We start from the raw sequence: 17114 nt of genomic DNA, 5'->3' as shown, positions 1-17114 counted from the left end.
GGGTGCGGCTTTCGAGGCGTTGAACGCCACCGGCACCGGCCAGGTCGGCGGCAGCGGGGCGATCAGCCGCGGCAGCGTGGCCCGCGTCGGCGTGGCCACCGTGATCTCCGCGCTGTGCGGATATGCCGTGCTCTATCTCGCCGCACGCGCACTGAACCCGGCCGGCTTCTCCGTATTCGGGGTGTTCTGGGGGGCGTTCGGGTTCGTCAACGGCGCCGCTTATGGGCTGCTGCAGGAAGCCACCCGGGAAGTACGATCTGCCAACTATGCCGAGACCGCCGACGGGCCGCGTACCCATCCCATTCGCGTCGCGGCCGTTCTCGGCTTGATCGCCGCCATCGCGATGGCGGGCACGTCGCCGCTGTGGGCGCCCCATGTGTTCAGCGACTCCCTGCCCCTGTCGGTGAGCCTGCTCTGCGTGGGCCTGGCCGGATTCTGTATCCACGCCACGCTTTTGGGATTGCTTGCCGGCACCGGCCGCTGGAGCGGCTATGGCCTGCTCATGGTCATCGATGCCGTTATGCGGGTGACGGTCGCCGTGGCGGCGTTCGTCGTGGGCTGGGGACTCAACGGCTTCCTGTGGGCCACGGTCGCCGGCGCGTTGGGTTGGCTGTTGCTGTTGGCGGTATCGCGGGGTGCCCGCGCGGCAGCCCGGATGCACACGCCCGTCAGCACCGCGACCTTCCTGCGTGGGGCCGGCCACTCGATTGCCGCTGCCGGCGCCAGCGCGATCCTCGTCATGGGCTTCCCGGTCCTGCTCAAGGCGACCTCCGGCGGCGACCTCGGTGCGGCGGGCGGCGTGGTGATCCTGGCGGTGACGTTGACCAGGGCTCCGCTGCTCGTGCCGCTGACCGCGATGCAGGGCAATCTCATCGCACACTTCGTCGACCATCGCGGACATCGGCTCAAGGCGCTGGTCGCTCCCGCAGCCGTGGTGCTGGCGCTGGGTACCGTCGGCGTGCTGGCGGCCGGATTGTTCGGACCGTGGCTGATCCGGGTCGCGTTCGGCGACGAATACGGCCCCGGCGGGGCGCTGCTGGCCTGGCTGACCGCCGGCGCGGTGGCGATCGCACTGCTGACCGTCACCGGAGCCGCCACGGTCGCGGCCGCCCTGCACCGGGCCTACTCGATCGGCTGGGTCGGGGCCACCGTCGTCTCAACGGCACTGCTGACCCTGCCGCTGGACCTGACCGATCGCACGGTGGTGGCCCTGCTGTGCGGGCCGGTGGTCGGAATAGTCGTCCACCTGGCCGCGCTGGCCCGCGCCGCACGCTGAAGCACGCGCCGCACGCTGAACCAACAGGGCGCGGCGTGTACTTTGTGGACATCGACACGCCCTACCCCGACGCCTGGATCATCGTGCCGGCGTTCAACGAAGCGAAGGTCATTGGCGACGTCATCGCCGACCTGCGCCAAGCCTTCGACCATGTGGTGTGCGTCGACGACGGAAGCCGCGACGACACCGCCGATATCGCGCTGTGCGCCGGCGCCCATGTGGTGCGGCATCCGGTCAATCTCGGGCAGGGCGCGGCCATCCAGACCGGTGTGGAATACGCCCGCACCAAACCGGGCGCGGCGGTGTTCGTCACGTTCGACGCCGACGGCCAGCACCGCGTCAAGGACGTCTTGGTGATGATCGACCGGTTGGCCAAAGGTGACGTGGACATCGTCATCGGCACCCGATTCGCCGGCAGCACCGTCAGCCATACCCCGCCGCTGAAGCGGCTGATCCTGCGCACGGCGGCCCTGGTGAGCCCGAGCAGTCACCGGCTGCATCTGACCGACGCGCATAACGGGCTGCGGGTGTTCAACAAGACCGTGGCCGACAACCTCAATCTCACGATGAACGGGATGAGTCACGCGACCGAGTTCATCGCTCTGATCGTCGAAAACCATTGGCGGGTGGCCGAAGAGCCTGTCGAGATCCTCTACACCGAGTACTCGATGTCCAAGGGCCAGCCGCTGCTGAACGGGGTGAACATCGTCTTCGACGGGTTCCTGCGCGGAAGGATGCGCCGATGAACTGGATCCAGGTACTGCTGATCGCGGCGGTGATCGCGCTGCTGGTGTATCTGCTGCGCTCGCGCACCAACACCAAAGCCAAGGCGTGGGTCAAGGTCGGTTACGTGCTGTTCGTGATCCTCGCGATCTACGCCATCCTGCGGCCGGACGACACCACCGTGCTGGCCAACTGGCTGGGTGTGCGACGCGGCGCCGACCTGATCACCTACGCGCTGATCATCGCGTTCGTGTTCACCACGATGAGCACCTATCTGCGGTTCAAGGAGCTCGAGCTGAAGTACGCCCGGCTGGCGCGCGCCGTCGCACTGGAGGGCGCTCGGGTTCCGGAGAGCTAGGCGCGGAAGTAGTCGACGGTGCGGCCGATGCCCTCTTCGAGACGCACCTGCGGATGCCAGCCCAGGATCATCTCGGCCTTGCGGACATCCAGGCACGACCGCTTCACATCACCCAACCGCGCCGGCGCCAACTCGGGATCGTCGGGCGCACCGATCACCTTGGCTACCACCGTATGCAGCGCCCGGTCGCTGGTCTCCACCCCGGTACCGATGTTGAACCGCTGCCCACACCCGCCCGCACCGGAGGCCCGGACAAAGGCGTCGACGACATCGTCGACGAAAACGTAGTCGCGGGTGTTCGACCCGTCGCCGTAGACCTTGGTGGGGCGGCCGGCCAGCAGCGCGTTGGCGAAGATCGCGACCACGCCAGCCTCGCCGTGCGGGTCCTGGCGCGGGCCATAGACGTTGGACGGGGCGATGAACGAGCAGTCCAAGTCGTACAGGTGGCGGAAGGTGTTGAGGTAGATCTCCCCGGCGACCTTGCTGGCCGCATAGGGCGACGCGGGATCGACCGGGGCGGTCTCGTTGGTCGGGTAGTCGTTCGGTACGCCGTATATCGACCCGCCCGACGAGGTGTGGACGACCTTGCGGACGCCGGCCCGCCGGGCCGCCTCGGCCAGCCGCACCGTGCCGATGATGTTGACCGCCGCGTCGAACTCGGGTTCCTCCACCGAGCGCCGCACGTCGATCTGAGCAGCCAGGTGGTGGACGACTTCCGGCTTGTGCTTCTCGAACAGCCCGATCAGATCGGAGCTGGCGATGTCCGCTTCGACGAACTCGAAGCCGTTGTTGGCGCTGGCCCCGGCGAGGTTCTGGGGTCGGCCCCGGCTCAGATCGTCGAGCCCGACGACGGCGTGCCCATCGGCGAGTAAGCGATCCACCAGCGTCGAACCGATGAAGCCGGCCGCCCCCGTGACCAGTACCTGCATAGGTGTCACGCTACCGTCACGCCGTACAGTCGAGCCGATGGCAGTTCCGACCCGGGTGGCGCGCATGTCACCGGTCGCGGTGGCGGCCGTCGTTCTCATCGCGGTCCAGTTGGTGGTTCGTGCCGTACTCGCATTCGGCGGCTACTTCTACTGGGATGACCTGATCCTGGTGGGCCGGGCCGGCACCCAAGGTCTGCTGTCGCCGTCGTACCTGTTCGATGACCACGACGGGCACGTCATGCCCGGCGCATTTCTGGTGGCAGGCATCATCACCCGGCTGGCACCGCTGGTCTGGGCATGGCCGGCCGCCAGCCTGGTGGTCCTGCAGCTGCTGGTGTCGCTGTCGGTGCTGCGGGCCTTGTACGTGATCCTCGGCTGGCGTCCGGTGCTGTTGATTCCGTTGTGCTTTGCCCTGTTCACCCCGCTGGGCGTGCCCGGATTCGCCTGGTGGGCAGCGGCTCTCAACTCGCTGCCGATGCTGGCCGCTATGGCCTGGGTCTGCGCCGACGCAATCCTGTTGGTGCGCACTGGGAATCAGCGCTATGCGATCACCGGGGTGCTGGTGTATCTGGGCGGGCTGTTGTTCTTCGAGAAATCGGCCGTCATACCGTTCGTCGCGTTCGCGGTGGTCGCACTGCTCTGCTACGGGCAGGGGGACAAGGCCGCGGTGCGCACGGTCTGGCGCCGCGGCCAGCGGTTGTGGGTGACCGCACTGGCGCTGACGGCGGCGTGGGTGGCGTTGTACCTGCTGGTCGTCGACCACCGCCGGTGGAGCTCGGATCTGGCGATGACATGGGACCTGTTGCGCCGCTCCGTCACTCACGGGATCGTGCCCGGATTGGCCGGCGGCCCGTGGGAGTGGCAACGCTGGGCGCCGGCGTCGCCGTGGGGGGTGCCGCCGGTTTCGGTGATGATGCTTGGCTGGCTGGTGCTGGCTGCGGCGCTGGTGGTCTCACTCGTGCGCAAGCGACGCGTCGGGCTGGTCTGGCTGGTTGCCGCGGGATACGCGCTGGCCTGCCAGATCCCGATCTATCTACTGCGCTCGTCGAAGTTCACCGCACTGGAGCTCGCGCAGACTCTGCGGTACTTCCCCGATTTGGTGATCGTGCTGACGCTGCTCGCCGCGGTGGGCCTCTGCGCGCCCAACCGCGCGAGGTCGGGCTGGCTGAACGCCTCGCGCGCCCGCACCGCGGTGGTCGCCGCCGTGGTGGTGGCATTCACGGCAAGCAGCTTCTACTCGACGGCGACGTTCCTGACCAGTTGGCGTGACAACCCGGCGCAGCCGTACCTGCAGAACGCGATTCGCGGACTGGCTCAGGCGCGGGCGTCGTCGTCGGCCCCGCTGCTGGACCAGGAAGTCGATCCGCTGGTGTTGCAGCGGGTCGCCTACCCGGAGAACCTGGCCAGCCATATGTTCGCTCTGATCCGGGACCGCCCCGAATTCACCAAGTACACAACACAATTGCGGATGCTCAACGCCAGCGGCCGGTTGGTCGACGCCAACGTCACCTGGACGCGCACCATCGCGGTGGGCCCGGTGCCGGGTTGCGGCTATTTCGTGCAACCCGATGCCGCGGTGCGGATGCCATTGGACGGTCCACTGCTGCCCGCGGACTGGACGGCCGAGATCAACTATCTGGCCAACAGCGAGGGCTCGGTGCAGATGTCGCTGACCGAGGGACCCGAAACCAAGGTGCCGGTGCACCCCGGGCTGAACCGGGTCTTCGTCCGGCTGCCAGGTGCGGGCGATGCGATCACGGTGCGGGCCACCACCGCCGCGCTGTCGTTGTGTCTTGCGTCAGGGCCAGTGGGGTATCTGGCGCCGCGACAGTGACGCCACGGCCCGCGGTGTGCCAAAGTAGTTTGCATGTCTAACTTGCGTGAGGATGGTCTACGCGTGTTCCGGGAGATGCTGCCCGGAACGCTGCCCGATGGCGACGTCGAATTCGGCGGTTTTGCCCCTGAACTGATGGACATCGGCGTCGAGAGCGTTTTCGGCCGGCTATGGACCCGCGAGGGGCTCAGCCGCCGCGATCGAAGCCTGGTGACGCTCGGCATTCTGATTGCGCTGCGGGCCGACGAGGAAATGAAAGCGCACTTCCGGATCGCCAAGCAGAACGGGCTGACCGATGACGAGCTCGCCGAGGTCATCTATCACGCCAGCGGCTACGCCGGTTTCCCGGCGGCCGCCACGGCCCGCAACATCGCCGCCGAACAACTCGGCAAGGCATAACGGAGCCGCCTGGGGGAATCGAACCCCCGACCTTCTCATTACGAGTGAGACGCTCTACCGACTGAGCTAAGGCGGCGTGGCTTCACAACTCTCAAAGCCGAGGAGTGAGTCTACAGGTCCGAACGCAGTGCCTGACCCACAGTCGCGACCAGCGCATCGACCGCAAATTTGGGCTTGACGTTCGTCGCCAGCGCCTCGCGGCAGGCGAGCACCGCCTCGATGCAGCGCAGCAGCCGCTCCGGGGACGCGTGCGCGGCCATGGCCGCCACCCGCTCGCCCATGTCGGGATGGTTCGGCGTCACCGTGCCTGCGCCGTTGGCCACCATCAGCGCGTCCCGGAAGTACGTCGCCAGGTCGATCAGTGCGCGGTCAAGGGCGTCGCGCGAGGCCCGGGTCTGGCGGGACTTCTGCCGCTTCTCGAGGTCCCTGATCGCGCCGGTGGCCCCGCGCAGCGCCCCCGCGGTGCCCTTGCCGCTGCCGCCGGCGCCCAGCGCCGTTCGCAGCTCGTCCGTCTCGGCCTCGTCGCGGCCGACATTGACCGCCTTCGCCTCGGCCTCCGCGGTGGCGACCAGCTCTTCTGCGGCCGCGTACGCCCTCGACGGGGTGGCGGCGTCTCGGGCCAGCCCGAGCGCCCGGGTACGACGATCTCTGGCGTCGGGATCGGTGGCCAACCGCCGGGCTCGCCCGACGTGACCGCCGCTGACCGACGCCGCCCAGTGTGCCTCGTCGGCGGACAGGCCGTCGTTGTCGATGAGCACCTGCGCGATCGCCGCCGTCTGCGGCGTCACCAGCGCCACGTGCCGGCATCGCGATCGCAGGGTGATGGCGATGTCCTCGGGATCAACCGACGGCGCGCACAGTAGGAACACCGTCGACGGCGGCGGCTCCTCGACGACCTTGAGAAGTGCGTTGGCCGCGCCCTCGGTGAGGCGGTCGGCGTCCTCGATCACCACGACCTGCCAGCGGCCGGTGCTGGGGCGCCGGGAGGCGATCTGCACGATGGCGCGCATCTCGTCGACGCCGATCGACAGGCCCTCGGGAACGATGCGCCGAACGTCGCCGTGGGTGCCCGCCATCGCCGTCGTACAGGCCCGGCACTCCCCACACCCCGGCGTGCCCTCCGCGGTGCACTGCAGGGCGGCGGCGAAGCATTGCGCGGCCACCGAGCGTCCCGACCCGGGCGGGCCGGTGATCAGCCAGGCATGTGTCATGGTCCCGGTGGCGACCACATCGTGAGCGGAATCACCGCGGGCCGCCCGTGCGGCACCCACGAGCTCCGCTTCCACCGCGCTTTGGCCCACCAGCCGCGTGAAAACTCCAGACATCGCTTCAAACACTAGTGCTCAGCAACGACACAACCACTGCCCACCGGGTTTCGAAGGTGCAGATCGGTCGCCCTGTACCGATACGGTGGGCTGGTGACCACCGCGCAGCTCAGCCCGGGGCGAATCAGTGGATTCGTCCGGTGGGTTGCGCGCACACCGTGGCCCGTGTTTCTGCTGGGCATGCTGCAGGCCGACATCATCGGCGCGCTGCTCGTGTTGGGTTTCCTGCGGTTCGGGTTGCCGCCCTCGGATCGCGTCATTTTGCAGGACCTGCCGACGCCGAACCTGGTGGTATTTCTCAGCTACCTGTTCATCTCGTTCACCGTGGGCGCAATCATCAGCCTCAAGTTGCTCCTCCCGGTGTTCCGCTGGCAACGCCGCGACGCGCTGCTGGCCGAGGACGTCCCTGCGGTGACCGAACAGGCCCGGCTGCGGGCGCTGCGGATGCCCGTCTACCGCTCGGTGATCAGCATGACCAACTGGATGCTGGGGGCGGTGGTGTTCATCGCCGCCAGCTGGCCGGTGGCCAGCCATGCCGCGCCCGTGCTGGCGGTGGCCACCCTGCTCGGCGCCACGGCCACCTCGATCATCGGCTACCTGCAGTCCGAGCGGGTACTGCGGCCGGTGGCGGTCGCCGCGTTGCGCGGCGGCGTGCCGGAGAAGTTTCACCGCCCCGGCGTGATCCAGCGGCTGGTGCTGACCTGGCTGCTATCCACCGGGGTGCCGCTGCTTGCCATCGTGCTCTCGATCGTGGCCAGCAAGTTCTCGCTGCTTTCGGCCTCCGCCGACGCCCTGTTCACGCCGATCCTGCTGATGGCGGTCCTCGCGCTGTTGATCGGACTGGCCGGCAACGTGCTGGCGGCCATGTCCATCGCCGACCCGCTGCGCCAGCTGCGCTGGGCGCTCGGCGAGGTTCAGCGCGGCAACTACAACGCCCATATGCAGATCTACGACGCCAGCGAGTTGGGCCTGCTGCAGGCCGGCTTCAACGACATGGTTCGGGACCTGAGCGAACGGCAGCGGCTGCGCGACCTGTTCGGCCGCTACGTCGGCGAGGACGTCGCCCGCCGGGCCCTGGAGCGCGGCACCGAACTCGGCGGCCAGGAACGCGATGTCGCGGTGCTGTTCGTCGACCTGGTCGGGTCGACCCAGCTGGCCGCGTCGCGACCGCCGAGCGAGGTCGTGAGCATGCTCAACGAGTTCTTCCGGGTGGTCGTCGACACCGTCAAGAAGCACGGCGGCTTCGTGAACAAGTTCCAGGGTGACGCGGCGCTGTGCATCTTCGGTGCACCGATCGAGCATCCCGACGCCTCCGGCGCGGCGCTGGCCGCCTCCCGGGAACTGCATGACGAGCTGGTCGGGGTGCTGGGCCAGACCGAGTTCGGCATCGGGGTATCGGCCGGGCGGGCGATCGCCGGGCACATCGGGGCGCAGGCGCGGTTCGAGTACACCGTGATCGGCGACCCGGTCAACGAAGCCGCCCGGCTGACCGAGTTGGCCAAGATCGAGGGCGGTCACGTGCTGGCGTCGGCGATCGCGGTCAGCGGCGCCCTGGACTCCGAAGCATTGTGCTGGAACGTCGGCGAGATCGTCGAGCTGCGCGGCCGACGGGCACCGACACAGCTGGCCCGCCCGATCAACCTGGTACTGCCCAGTGAGGCAAGCCGGCCCAGCGAGAGCGAAAGCGTCTAGCGCTCAAGCCTTTTTGGCGGGGGCTTTCTTGCGCGCGGCCTTCTTCGCGGGAGCCTTCTTCGCAACAGCCTTCTTCTTGACCGGGCCGCGGGCGCGGCGATCGGCGAGCAGCTCCGAAGCCCGCTCGTCGGTGATCGACAGCACGTCGTCGCCCTTACGCAGGCTGGCATTGGTCTCGCCGTCGGTGACGTACGGACCGAACCGGCCGTCTTTGATCACCATCGGCTGACCCGACGCCTGATCGACGCCCAGCTCCCGCAGTGGCGGCGCCGCAGCGCCCTGGCGGCCACGGCGCTTGGGCTCGGCATAGATCTTCAGCGCCTCTTCGAGGGTGATGTCGAAGATTTGGTCCTCGGTGGCCAGTGAACGAGAGTCGGTGCCGCGCTTCAGGTATGGCCCGTAGCGGCCGTTCTGCGCGGTGATCTCCTCGCCGTTGGCGGGATCCGCGCCGACAACCCGCGGCAGCGAAATCAGTCTGAGAGCGTCCTCGAGGGTCACGGTCTGCAGATCCATCGACCGCAGCAGCGAGCCCGTGCGCGGCTTCGGACCGGTCGGCTTCTTGCCCTTCTTGGCGCCGACACCGCCCTCCTCCTCCGGCGGCGGGGGCAGCACCTCGGTGACGTACGGCCCGTATCGGCCGTCCTTGGCCACGATTTCGTGACCGGACTCCGGATCAACCCCGAGCACGCGCCCCTCTTGCGGTGTCGCAAAGAGGGTTTCGGCCAACTCGAGGGTCAGTTCGTCGGGAGTGATCTCGTCGCTGAGGTTGGCCCGTTGCGGTTTGAGCTCACCGTCCTCGCCGAGGACCATCCGCTCCAGGTACGGGCCGTTCTTGCCGACACGCACGACGACCGCGCGGCCTTCTTCGTCATCAAAGAGCTTGATGGAGTTGACTTCTCGAGCGTCGATGCCCTCGAGATTGACGCCAACCAGCTTCTTGAGACCGCCGGCGCGGGCGATCGAGTCCGCGACCCCGTGCTCACCGCCGAAATAGAAGTTGGTCAGCCAGTTGGTGCGTCGCTCTTGACCCCTGGCGATCTCGTCGAGCTCGTCCTCCATGGCGGCAGTGAAGTCATAGTCCACCAGCCGGCCGAAGTGCTGCTCGAGGAGCCCGGTGACCGCGAACGCCACCCACGACGGCACCAGCGCGCTGCCCTTTTTGTGGACGTAACCGCGGTCCTGGATCGTCTTGATGATCGAGGAATACGTTGAGGGACGGCCGATTCCGAGCTCTTCGAGAGCCTTGATCAGCGACGCCTCGGTATAGCGGGCCGGCGGATTGGTGGCGTGCCCGTCGGCGGTCAGCCGGGTGGTGTCCACGCGCTGACCCTGGCGAAGCTGCGGCAGGCGACTCTCGGCGTCGTCGGCCTCACCGCCGGCCTGCTCGTCGACGGTCTCGACGTAGGCCTTGAGGAAGCCGGCGAAGGTGATGGTGCGGCCGCTGGCGGCGAAGGTGACCTGCTGGCCCCCGGCGGCCTCGCCGCTGATACGCAGGCTCAGCGTGGTTCCCCGCGCGTCGGCCATCTGGGAGGCCACGGTGCGCTGCCAGATCAGCTCGTAGAGCCGGAACTCGTCGGTGTCCAGTTCGCGGTGCAGGGCGCCGGGGGTGGCGAAGACGTCGCCGGCGGGCCGGATGGCCTCGTGCGCCTCCTGGGCGTTCTTGACCTTGCGGGTGTACTGCCGCGGCGAGGGGTGGACGTACTCGTCACCGTAGAGCTGACCCGCCTGAGTGCGGGCGGCATCGATGGCTGACTGCGACAGCGTCGTCGAGTCGGTACGCATATAGGTGATGTAGCCGTTTTCGTAGAGCCGCTGCGCGATGCTCATGGTCCGCTCGGCGGAGAACCGCAGCTTGCGGCCGGCCTCCTGCTGCAACGTGGAGGTCATGAAGGGCGGATACGGCTTGCGGGTGTAGGGCTTCTCCTCCACGGACGCGACAGCGAGGCTGGAGGACTGCAAACCGGTGGCCAGCGAGCCGGCGGCGGCTTCGTCGAGCACCACGACCTCGTCCGGCTTGCGGATCGCGCCCAGCGAGTCGAAGTCCCGGCCGGTGGCCACGCGCTTGCTGTCGACGTTGACCAGCCGGGCGGTGAAGCGGGGCGGGGTGGCGTTCGGGTCGGAGACGCTCGCGTCGAGCTCGGCGATGATGTCCCAGTAGGAGGCGCTGCGGAAGGCCATCCGGTCGCGTTCGCGCTGGACGATGATCCGGGTGGCCACGGACTGCACCCGGCCGGCCGACAGCTTCGGGGCGACCTTCTTCCACAGCACCGGGCTGACCTCGTAGCCGTAGAGCCGGTCGAGGATGCGTCGGGTCTCCTGGGCGTCGACCAGGTCGTTGTCCAGGTCGCGGGGATTGTTGGCGGCCGCGAGGATGGCCGGCTCGGTGATCTCGTGGAACACCATTCGCTTGACCGGCACGCGGGGCTTGAGCGTCTCCAGCAGGTGCCAGGCGATGGCCTCACCCTCGCGGTCACCGTCAGTGGCCAGGTAGAGCTCGTCGACATCCTTCAGCAGGCCCTTGAGCTCGGTGACGGTGCTCTTCTTATCGGGGCTGACGATGTAGAGCGGCTCGAAGTTGTCCTCGACGTTGACGCCGAGACGCGCCCACGGCTCGGATTTGTACTTAGCAGGCACGTCAGCGGCGTTGCGCGGCAGGTCACGGATGTGACCGCGGGACGACTCGACGATGTAATTGGCGCCGAGGTACCCGGCGATTTTGCGCGCTTTGGTGGGCGACTCGACGATAACGAGCCGCCGGACGTTCCCATTGCCCCCGCCTTGGCGGGTTCCGTCGTCAGCCAACTGCGCTTACGCTCCACTTCTGTCTTGCCCACAGGTACCCCCGACCCGCGGGCAACTGACAATTTCGCACTCTGGACCGGTCAACGCAAACTGGCCCTCGCAGGGGAATCTCTCAGATCCGCGGCCACGCTGACAACGCCTCGATCAGATTGGGCGGCTCCCCCACGGTTTCTACCAGGCGTGATAGCCGTCGGCGACCACTTATTCTGAGGGCCGGACGGGCCCCTCGAGTGCCAATCAAGGTCGGTGCGATTCCCACCCGCATCAACGCCGACGCCAGCGGCGAATGCGTGTCCGGTGCGTGCGGATCCAATCCAAGCAGATAACGATCGGCGTCCGGGACGCCGGCGGCCAGCGTCCAGGCCCGTAGCTCGCGGGACCCGGGCAGCCAGCCGGGCGGCACCATCTTGACCGCTCCCCTGGTCCAGTCGCTGGCGATCCCCACCAACCGCACGTCGACGGCGGTGCGTACCAGCGGGTTGTCTTCGTCGGTGCGGGTGATCTCGGCCTCCAGACCGGCCTCGGTGATCATCTCGGCCAGCGCCTGCGCCCGCCACCGTTCGTCGACCACCACCGATAGCCGTGCCCCGCCGCCAACCATCACCACCTGTCCGGCTGCCGCAAGCAACCCGGTGAGGTCGGCGACCGCAGGGGGCACCGACTCAGCCGAGAAGAACGACAGCTGGCTCACGAGTCGACAGTAGGGCAGTCAGCGACCGGCAGCCGTGCGGCTGCCGACGGGCGTGGCGAGTTCCCCAGAAGAAAGCCTCCCGTGGGACGGCCACGAACGAAAGCACCCCCGGCGATACCCGTCACCGGGACGTTCGGGGGTGTTTCGTGATGTCGCTGTTGATCAGACGGCGCGCACGCCTGTGGCTTGCGGCCCCTTGGGGCTCTGACCGACCTCGAACTCGACCTTCTGGTTTTCCTCAAGGGTGCGGAAGCCCGACCCCGAAATTTCCGTGTAGTGGACGAACACGTCGGCAGAGCCGTCCTCGGGTGCAATGAACCCGAAACCCTTCTCGGCGTTGAACCACTTCACAGTTCCCTGTGGCATCTTTCGTACGTTCCTTCTCTTCCAACCGGGAGCGGCCGACCGAGTTTTCGGCTGACCGGGCCCGTTCCGACCGCCATCCTTCGTGGAGTCGTCGGAACTCACCCGACCTACAGACCCTCGCAGGAACCGCGATCGCAACGTCGATCCTGCGAGTGTTGACACACGAACACAGAAGCTGCGACCGCCCTTATCCAATCACGTCGGAGGCTCTTGCGACAGTCTCGGTGCTACTAACTGATGAACAATTCGATACGGGGTTGTACACACTTTTTCGAAAGGGCTGATTTCAAATGGTGAGTTTCGGCAGCGAGCTGCTTAACGCGGCCATCGCCGGTGCCGAATCGTCGCCCGCGGCACTGCGCCACGTCGCCGAGCTTCCCGCCCGCCAAGCCGACGGCGCGGACTGGCCTGCCTGGGCTGATCCACATGTGCTCCGCGCGTTCCATGATCACGGAATCGCCCGCCCGTGGTCGCATCAGGTCCGCGCCGCCGACCTCGCCCACTCTGGACGTCATGTCGTGATAAGCACCGGCACGGCATCGGGTAAGTCGCTGGCGTTCCAATTGCCGATCATGGATGCGTTGGCACGCGATCCGCGCGCGCGGGCACTTTATTTGTCGCCTACGAAAGCGCTCGGCCACGACCAATTGCGCACCGCCCATTCATTGACCACAGCGGTGGCCGCACTAGGCGATGTCGCGCCGACGTCCTATGACGGCGACACACCGACCGAGGTGCGCAGATTCGCCCGCGAACGCTCGCGGTGGCTGTTCTCCAACCCCGACATGATCCACCTGTCGCTGCTGCGCAACCACGCCCGCTGGGCGGTGTTCCTGCGCGGATTGCGCTATATCGTGGTCGACGAATGCCATTACTACCGTGGGATTTTCGGCTCGAACGTGGCGATGGTGTTGCGCAGGCTGCTGCGGCTGTGCGAGCGCTACGCGCCGGCGTCGGCACCGGGGCCAACGGTCATCTTCGCCAGCGCGACCACCGCCGCACCAGGTGAGACCGCGGCGGAATTGATCGGGCACACGGTGGCGGCGGTGACCGAGGACGGTTCACCGCACGGTGCGCGAACGGTGGCGCTGTGGGAGCCCGAATTGCGGACCGACCTGCTGGGCGAGAACGGCGCGCCGGTGCGGCGTTCGGCGGGCGCCGAAGCCGCTCGCATGATGGCCGATTTGGTTGCTGAGGGAGCGCGGACGTTGACGTTTGTGCGGTCCCGCCGCGGCGCGGAGCTGACGGCGCTGGCCGCACAAGCCCGCCTCGATGACATCGCGCCGCAGCTGCGTGACACCGTGGCCTCCTACCGCGCGGGCTACCTCGCCGAGGACCGGCGCGAGCTGGAACGTGCCCTGTCCGACGGGGAGCTGCGCGGGCTGGCGACCACGAACGCGCTCGAATTGGGCATCGACATCGCCGGGCTGGATGCCGTCTTGCTGGCCGGCTTCCCGGGGACGGTGGCGTCGTTCTGGCAGCAGGCCGGCCGGTCCGGCCGGCGAGGCCAGGGCGCGCTCGTGGTCCTCATCGCCCGGGATGACCCGCTGGACACCTATTTGGTGCACCACCCTGAGGCGCTGCTCGACAAACCGGTCGAGCGCGTCGTCATCGATCCGGCCAATCCCTACGTTTTGGGTCCGCAGCTGCTGTGCGCGGCAACCGAAATGCCGCTCGACGAGGCGGAGGTGCGCCGCTGGGAGGCCGAGCCGGTGGCCACCGAATTGGTCGAGGACGGATTGCTGCGCCGCCGCGGCGGCAAGTATTTCCCCGCCGCCGGGCTGGATCCGCATCCTGCGGTGGATATCCGGGGCTCGGCCGGCGGTCAGATCGCGATCGTCGAGGCCGGCACCGGCCGGATGCTGGGTAGCACCGGCGCGGGTCAGGCCCCGGCCACCGTTCACCCCGGGGCCGTGTACCTGCACCAGGGCGAGAGTTACCTCGTCGACTCGCTGAGCTTCTCCGACGGGGTGGCGTTCGTGCACGCCGAAGATCCTGGCTATGCCACGTTCGCGCGAGAGATCACCGACATCGCGATCACCGGACCCGGCGAACGCGCGCATTACGACGCGGTGACCCTTGGCCTGGTTCCGGTCTCGGTGACCCACCGGGTGATCGGCTTCCTGCGTCGGCGATTGTCCGGGGAGGTCATCGATTTCGTCGAGCTCGACATGCCGGAACACTGCCTGCCCACTACCGCGGTGATGTATACGATCACGCCGGAAGCATTGTTGGACAGTGGAATTGAGCTGACAAGCATATCGGGCTCGTTGCACGCGGCCGAGCATGCCGCGATCGGGCTGTTGCCGCTGGTGGCCAGTTGCGACCGGGGCGACATCGGCGGTCTGTCCACCGCCGTCGGTGCCGACGGATTGCCCACCGTGTTCGTCTACGACGGGCACCCCGGTGGTGCGGGTTTCGCCGAACGCGGCTACCAATTGGCCAGCACCTGGCTGGGGGCCACCGCGGCCGCGATCGAAGCATGCGAGTGCCCGCAGGGCTGCCCGTCATGCGTGCAGTCGCCCAAGTGCGGCAACGGGAATGACCCGCTGGATAAGGCCGGTGCGATCCGCGTCCTGAAACTCGTACTGGCGCGATTGGCCGACGGTAATCCCTGATCGTCGTGGCGACCGGACCCCTCGAACGGTCGACACCTCGATGCGAAGACACCCACTGGCAGGCGCCCCGCACTGCTGGAGGCGTAGCGAAAAATACCGAACGACCACAGCGCGTCGCAAGGAAATCGACAGTGTCGCGGTTTGCTGGATGGAATTGCCGCATCTCACCTGCGAATTCCCGGGTTGGACATCCCAAGGTCAAGACAAGATGGCGCCGTTAAACTGCGACCATGACCCACGATTGGCTGCTCGTGGAGACGCTCGGCACCGAACCGGTGGTCGTGGCGCAGGGCCGGCAGATGAAGAACCTGGTGCCGTTGGCGATCTACCTGCGCCGCAGTCCCTATCTGGCTGCTATCCAGACCGCCATCGTCGAAACCGTGGCGACCGGCAACAGCCTGGCCAGTATCACCCCGAAGAGCGATCGGGTGATCCGGACCGAGCCGGTGCGGATGTCCGACGGCAGGATGCATGGTGTGCACACGTGGATCGGGCCTGCCGATGCCGAGCCGCCGGAACGGCCGATACCCGGACCGCTGAAGTGGGATATCACGCAAGGTATCGCCACCGACACTGTCGAATCGCTGGTCAATGCGGGCCGGAATCCCACGCAGGCACCGACCCACGATATTGCGTTCGCCGAGAATCTTCCTGACCGAAGCTTCAACAGTGACGAGTCCAACGTGCTGGCGTTGGCCAAAAACGAGGATCCTGGCCGAACATATTGCACCACTTGGACTTTCACCGATAGCGGTGAGGTTATTCGGACGGGGTTCGTGGCGCGCACAGCCATTGAGGAAGCCGAGGACGGTACCGAACATCTCATCGCCCGCGCGATGAACTTGCGGTGCGGCGTGGACGAGGAAGTCCTGCCATCCGATCCGCTGGCGCAACGGATCATCGGCGGCCTCTCGCAGACGGGCGTGCACCGCGCGCTTATCGACCTCAGCAACTGGCAGCTGCTGAAGTGGCTCGACGACCCGTGTCCGTATTACGACTGGCGTCACAGCGTCCAGTTCCATCCCGACGATCGCGGTGAGCTGATCCCGATGGCCGAGGAGTTCGAAACCGGCAGCACCAGCCGGGTACTGCGGCTGCCCGCGGTCGGCAGCGGCTGGGTGCCGATGCATGTCACCGTCAACCGCATGGAGGTTGACAACGACGTCCTCGCCGGTCTGATCACGCTGCGACTGCCAACGGATGCGGAATTGGTCGAGGCCAAGCTGACGAACGCCTAGCCGGCGGGCCCGGCCCGAGCCGCGGCGTGGGCTCGGCCGCCGAGTAGCCGCCCGGTCGCGACGTCGACCGCGACGACGACGTCGAGCTCGTCGACATCGCAGCCGCTCAGCGCCGCGCCCATGGCGCGGCTCACCGCGGCTGCTTGCCGGCACGCGCTGTCGGGACCCCGCGGCAGCCACATGGCCGCGGCCAGCGCGGCCATGTCGGCGCCCGCCTGCGCCCGGTGTCGCGCCACCACGGCACTGCCGATCTGGACACCGGCCAGGGTGATCGCCACCATGGCGGCAATCAGGATCGCGGCCAATACCGTGCCGGCACCGGTGTCGTCACGGGCCAGGTTCGGCGGCCGCAACGGCGTCGGCCCTGATGACGACGCCGGGCAGCAGCCGGGAGTGACCGCTGACCGTCGCGACGACGAATCCGCCATCGCGACGCAGCTGCAGCGTCGCCCCGGCGGGCCCGACCCCGCGGGCCGCAACGCCCGCACCCGTCTCGTCACCGCGGGCCGCCAGCCGCGCCGCCTCCCGGGCGGCGTCGATGCAGCGCACCTGCATCGACACCGCGGTGAGGCCGCCCGCACAGACGACGAGCACCACCACCAGTGCGGCGATGGCGAGCGCCGCCTCGACCGTGGCGAAACCCGCGTCACCGCTTAGACGTTCGTGTTGAGCGCGCGGTTGATGATGTTGGTCAGTGCGCCGACGATCGAGTCGCCGGTGACCACGCTGTACAGAATGGCGCCGAACGCGGCGGCAGCAATCGTGCCGATTGCGTACTCGACCGTCGACATGCCGGCCTCGTCGACCACCGCTATCGCCAGTCGTGCCTTCAGCTGTCGAATCATGTTGGTGAACAATATCTT

16 protein-coding genes and 1 tRNA gene are annotated in these 17114 nt (G+C 67.7%); 8 read left to right on the top strand and 9 right to left on the bottom strand.

Going from position 1 to position 17114, the window contains the following annotated elements:
* The first annotated feature begins 19 nt into the window (after positions 1-19).
* Genes SLQ31_RS03250 through SLQ31_RS03240 form a run of 3 tightly spaced genes read left to right on the top strand, consistent with a single transcriptional unit; the run spans position 20 to position 2357 of the window.
* On the top strand, positions 20-1276 hold the full coding sequence (locus tag SLQ31_RS03250) for a hypothetical protein (RefSeq protein WP_319432807.1): 1257 nt from the start codon (positions 20-22) through the stop codon (positions 1274-1276).
* Positions 1277-1320: 44 nt separating this feature from the next.
* Positions 1321-2022 carry a glycosyltransferase family 2 protein gene (locus SLQ31_RS03245; RefSeq protein ID WP_319432805.1) on the top strand — a complete coding sequence of 234 codons (702 nt, stop codon included), beginning with the start codon at positions 1321-1323 and terminating at the stop codon, positions 2020-2022.
* On the top strand, positions 2019-2357 hold the full coding sequence (locus SLQ31_RS03240; RefSeq protein ID WP_319429616.1) for a DUF2304 domain-containing protein: 339 nt from the start codon (positions 2019-2021) through the stop codon (positions 2355-2357). Before SLQ31_RS03245 ends, SLQ31_RS03240 begins: the two co-directional genes overlap by 4 nt.
* Here the strand turns inward: SLQ31_RS03240 and SLQ31_RS03235 are convergent.
* The gene (locus SLQ31_RS03235) at positions 2354-3286 is read right to left on the bottom strand and encodes an NAD-dependent epimerase/dehydratase family protein (protein ID WP_319429615.1); all 933 of its coding nucleotides are present in this window, start codon (positions 3284-3286) and stop codon (positions 2354-2356) included. The two genes, SLQ31_RS03240 and SLQ31_RS03235, sit on opposite strands and share 4 nt — an antisense overlap.
* A 37-nt stretch (positions 3287-3323) precedes the next feature.
* Between SLQ31_RS03235 and SLQ31_RS03230 the strand changes: the two genes are divergently transcribed.
* Entirely contained in the window at positions 3324-5120 is a 1797-nt protein-coding gene (locus tag SLQ31_RS03230) for a hypothetical protein (protein WP_413641502.1), read from the top strand.
* Between the two features lie 33 nt (positions 5121-5153).
* Entirely contained in the window at positions 5154-5519 is a 366-nt protein-coding gene (locus SLQ31_RS03225; RefSeq protein WP_319429614.1) for a carboxymuconolactone decarboxylase family protein, read from the top strand.
* Positions 5520-5522: 3 nt separating this feature from the next.
* On the opposite strand, the gene SLQ31_RS03220 is transcribed toward SLQ31_RS03225, so the two are convergent.
* Both SLQ31_RS03220 and SLQ31_RS03215 read right to left on the bottom strand, forming a co-directional pair.
* Positions 5523-5595: transfer RNA gene (locus tag SLQ31_RS03220), tRNA-Thr, on the bottom strand.
* A gap of 34 nt (positions 5596-5629) precedes the next feature.
* Positions 5630-6844 (bottom strand): DNA polymerase III subunit delta', encoded by a 1215-nt coding sequence (locus SLQ31_RS03215; protein ID WP_319429612.1) that lies wholly within the window; start codon positions 6842-6844, stop codon positions 5630-5632.
* A 36-nt stretch (positions 6845-6880) separates the two neighbouring features.
* Here SLQ31_RS03215 and SLQ31_RS03210 point away from each other — a divergent pair, with 36 nt between their 5' ends.
* Positions 6881-8536 carry an adenylate/guanylate cyclase domain-containing protein gene (locus tag SLQ31_RS03210; RefSeq protein ID WP_319432801.1) on the top strand — a complete coding sequence of 552 codons (1656 nt, stop codon included), beginning with the start codon at positions 6881-6883 and terminating at the stop codon, positions 8534-8536.
* Between the two features lie 3 nt (positions 8537-8539).
* On the opposite strand, the gene topA is transcribed toward SLQ31_RS03210, so the two are convergent.
* The 3 genes from topA to SLQ31_RS03195 form a co-directional block, all read right to left on the bottom strand.
* Positions 8540-11338, bottom strand: a complete 2799-nt coding sequence (gene topA, locus SLQ31_RS03205) for a type I DNA topoisomerase (RefSeq protein ID WP_319429610.1) — start codon at positions 11336-11338, stop codon at positions 8540-8542.
* Between the two features lie 112 nt (positions 11339-11450).
* Positions 11451-12029, bottom strand: coding sequence for a hypothetical protein (locus tag SLQ31_RS03200; RefSeq protein WP_319429608.1), 579 nt, complete (start codon positions 12027-12029; stop codon positions 11451-11453).
* A 162-nt stretch (positions 12030-12191) separates the two neighbouring features.
* Positions 12192-12395 carry a cold-shock protein gene (locus SLQ31_RS03195; RefSeq protein ID WP_149441494.1) on the bottom strand — a complete coding sequence of 68 codons (204 nt, stop codon included), beginning with the start codon at positions 12393-12395 and terminating at the stop codon, positions 12192-12194.
* A gap of 290 nt (positions 12396-12685) precedes the next feature.
* Here SLQ31_RS03195 and SLQ31_RS03190 point away from each other — a divergent pair, with 290 nt between their 5' ends.
* Complete coding sequence (locus tag SLQ31_RS03190; protein ID WP_319429604.1) at positions 12686-15013, top strand: DEAD/DEAH box helicase; 2328 nt, start codon at positions 12686-12688, stop codon at positions 15011-15013.
* A gap of 230 nt (positions 15014-15243) precedes the next feature.
* The gene (locus tag SLQ31_RS03185; protein WP_319429602.1) at positions 15244-16251 is read left to right on the top strand and encodes a PAS domain-containing protein; all 1008 of its coding nucleotides are present in this window, start codon (positions 15244-15246) and stop codon (positions 16249-16251) included.
* On the opposite strand, the gene SLQ31_RS03180 is transcribed toward SLQ31_RS03185, so the two are convergent.
* From SLQ31_RS03180 to SLQ31_RS03170, 3 genes are read right to left on the bottom strand one after another with little or no spacing between them, the layout of a single operon-like run.
* Positions 16248-16604, bottom strand: coding sequence for an Rv3654c family TadE-like protein (locus SLQ31_RS03180; RefSeq protein WP_319429600.1), 357 nt, complete (start codon positions 16602-16604; stop codon positions 16248-16250). The genes SLQ31_RS03185 and SLQ31_RS03180 overlap by 4 nt on opposite strands.
* On the bottom strand, positions 16579-16863 hold the full coding sequence (locus tag SLQ31_RS03175) for a TadE family type IV pilus minor pilin (protein ID WP_319432799.1): 285 nt from the start codon (positions 16861-16863) through the stop codon (positions 16579-16581). Before SLQ31_RS03175 ends, SLQ31_RS03180 begins: the two co-directional genes overlap by 26 nt.
* Positions 16864-16904: 41 nt before the next feature.
* Positions 16905-17096, bottom strand: a complete 192-nt coding sequence (locus SLQ31_RS03170; protein WP_319429598.1) for a DUF4244 domain-containing protein — start codon at positions 17094-17096, stop codon at positions 16905-16907.
* Positions 17097-17114 lie beyond the last annotated feature (18 nt).

Source organism: Mycobacterium sp. RTGN5, assembly GCF_033804465.1.
GTDB lineage: Bacteria > Actinomycetota > Actinomycetes > Mycobacteriales > Mycobacteriaceae > Mycobacterium.
This window is presented reverse-complemented; position numbering and strand designations above follow the sequence as displayed.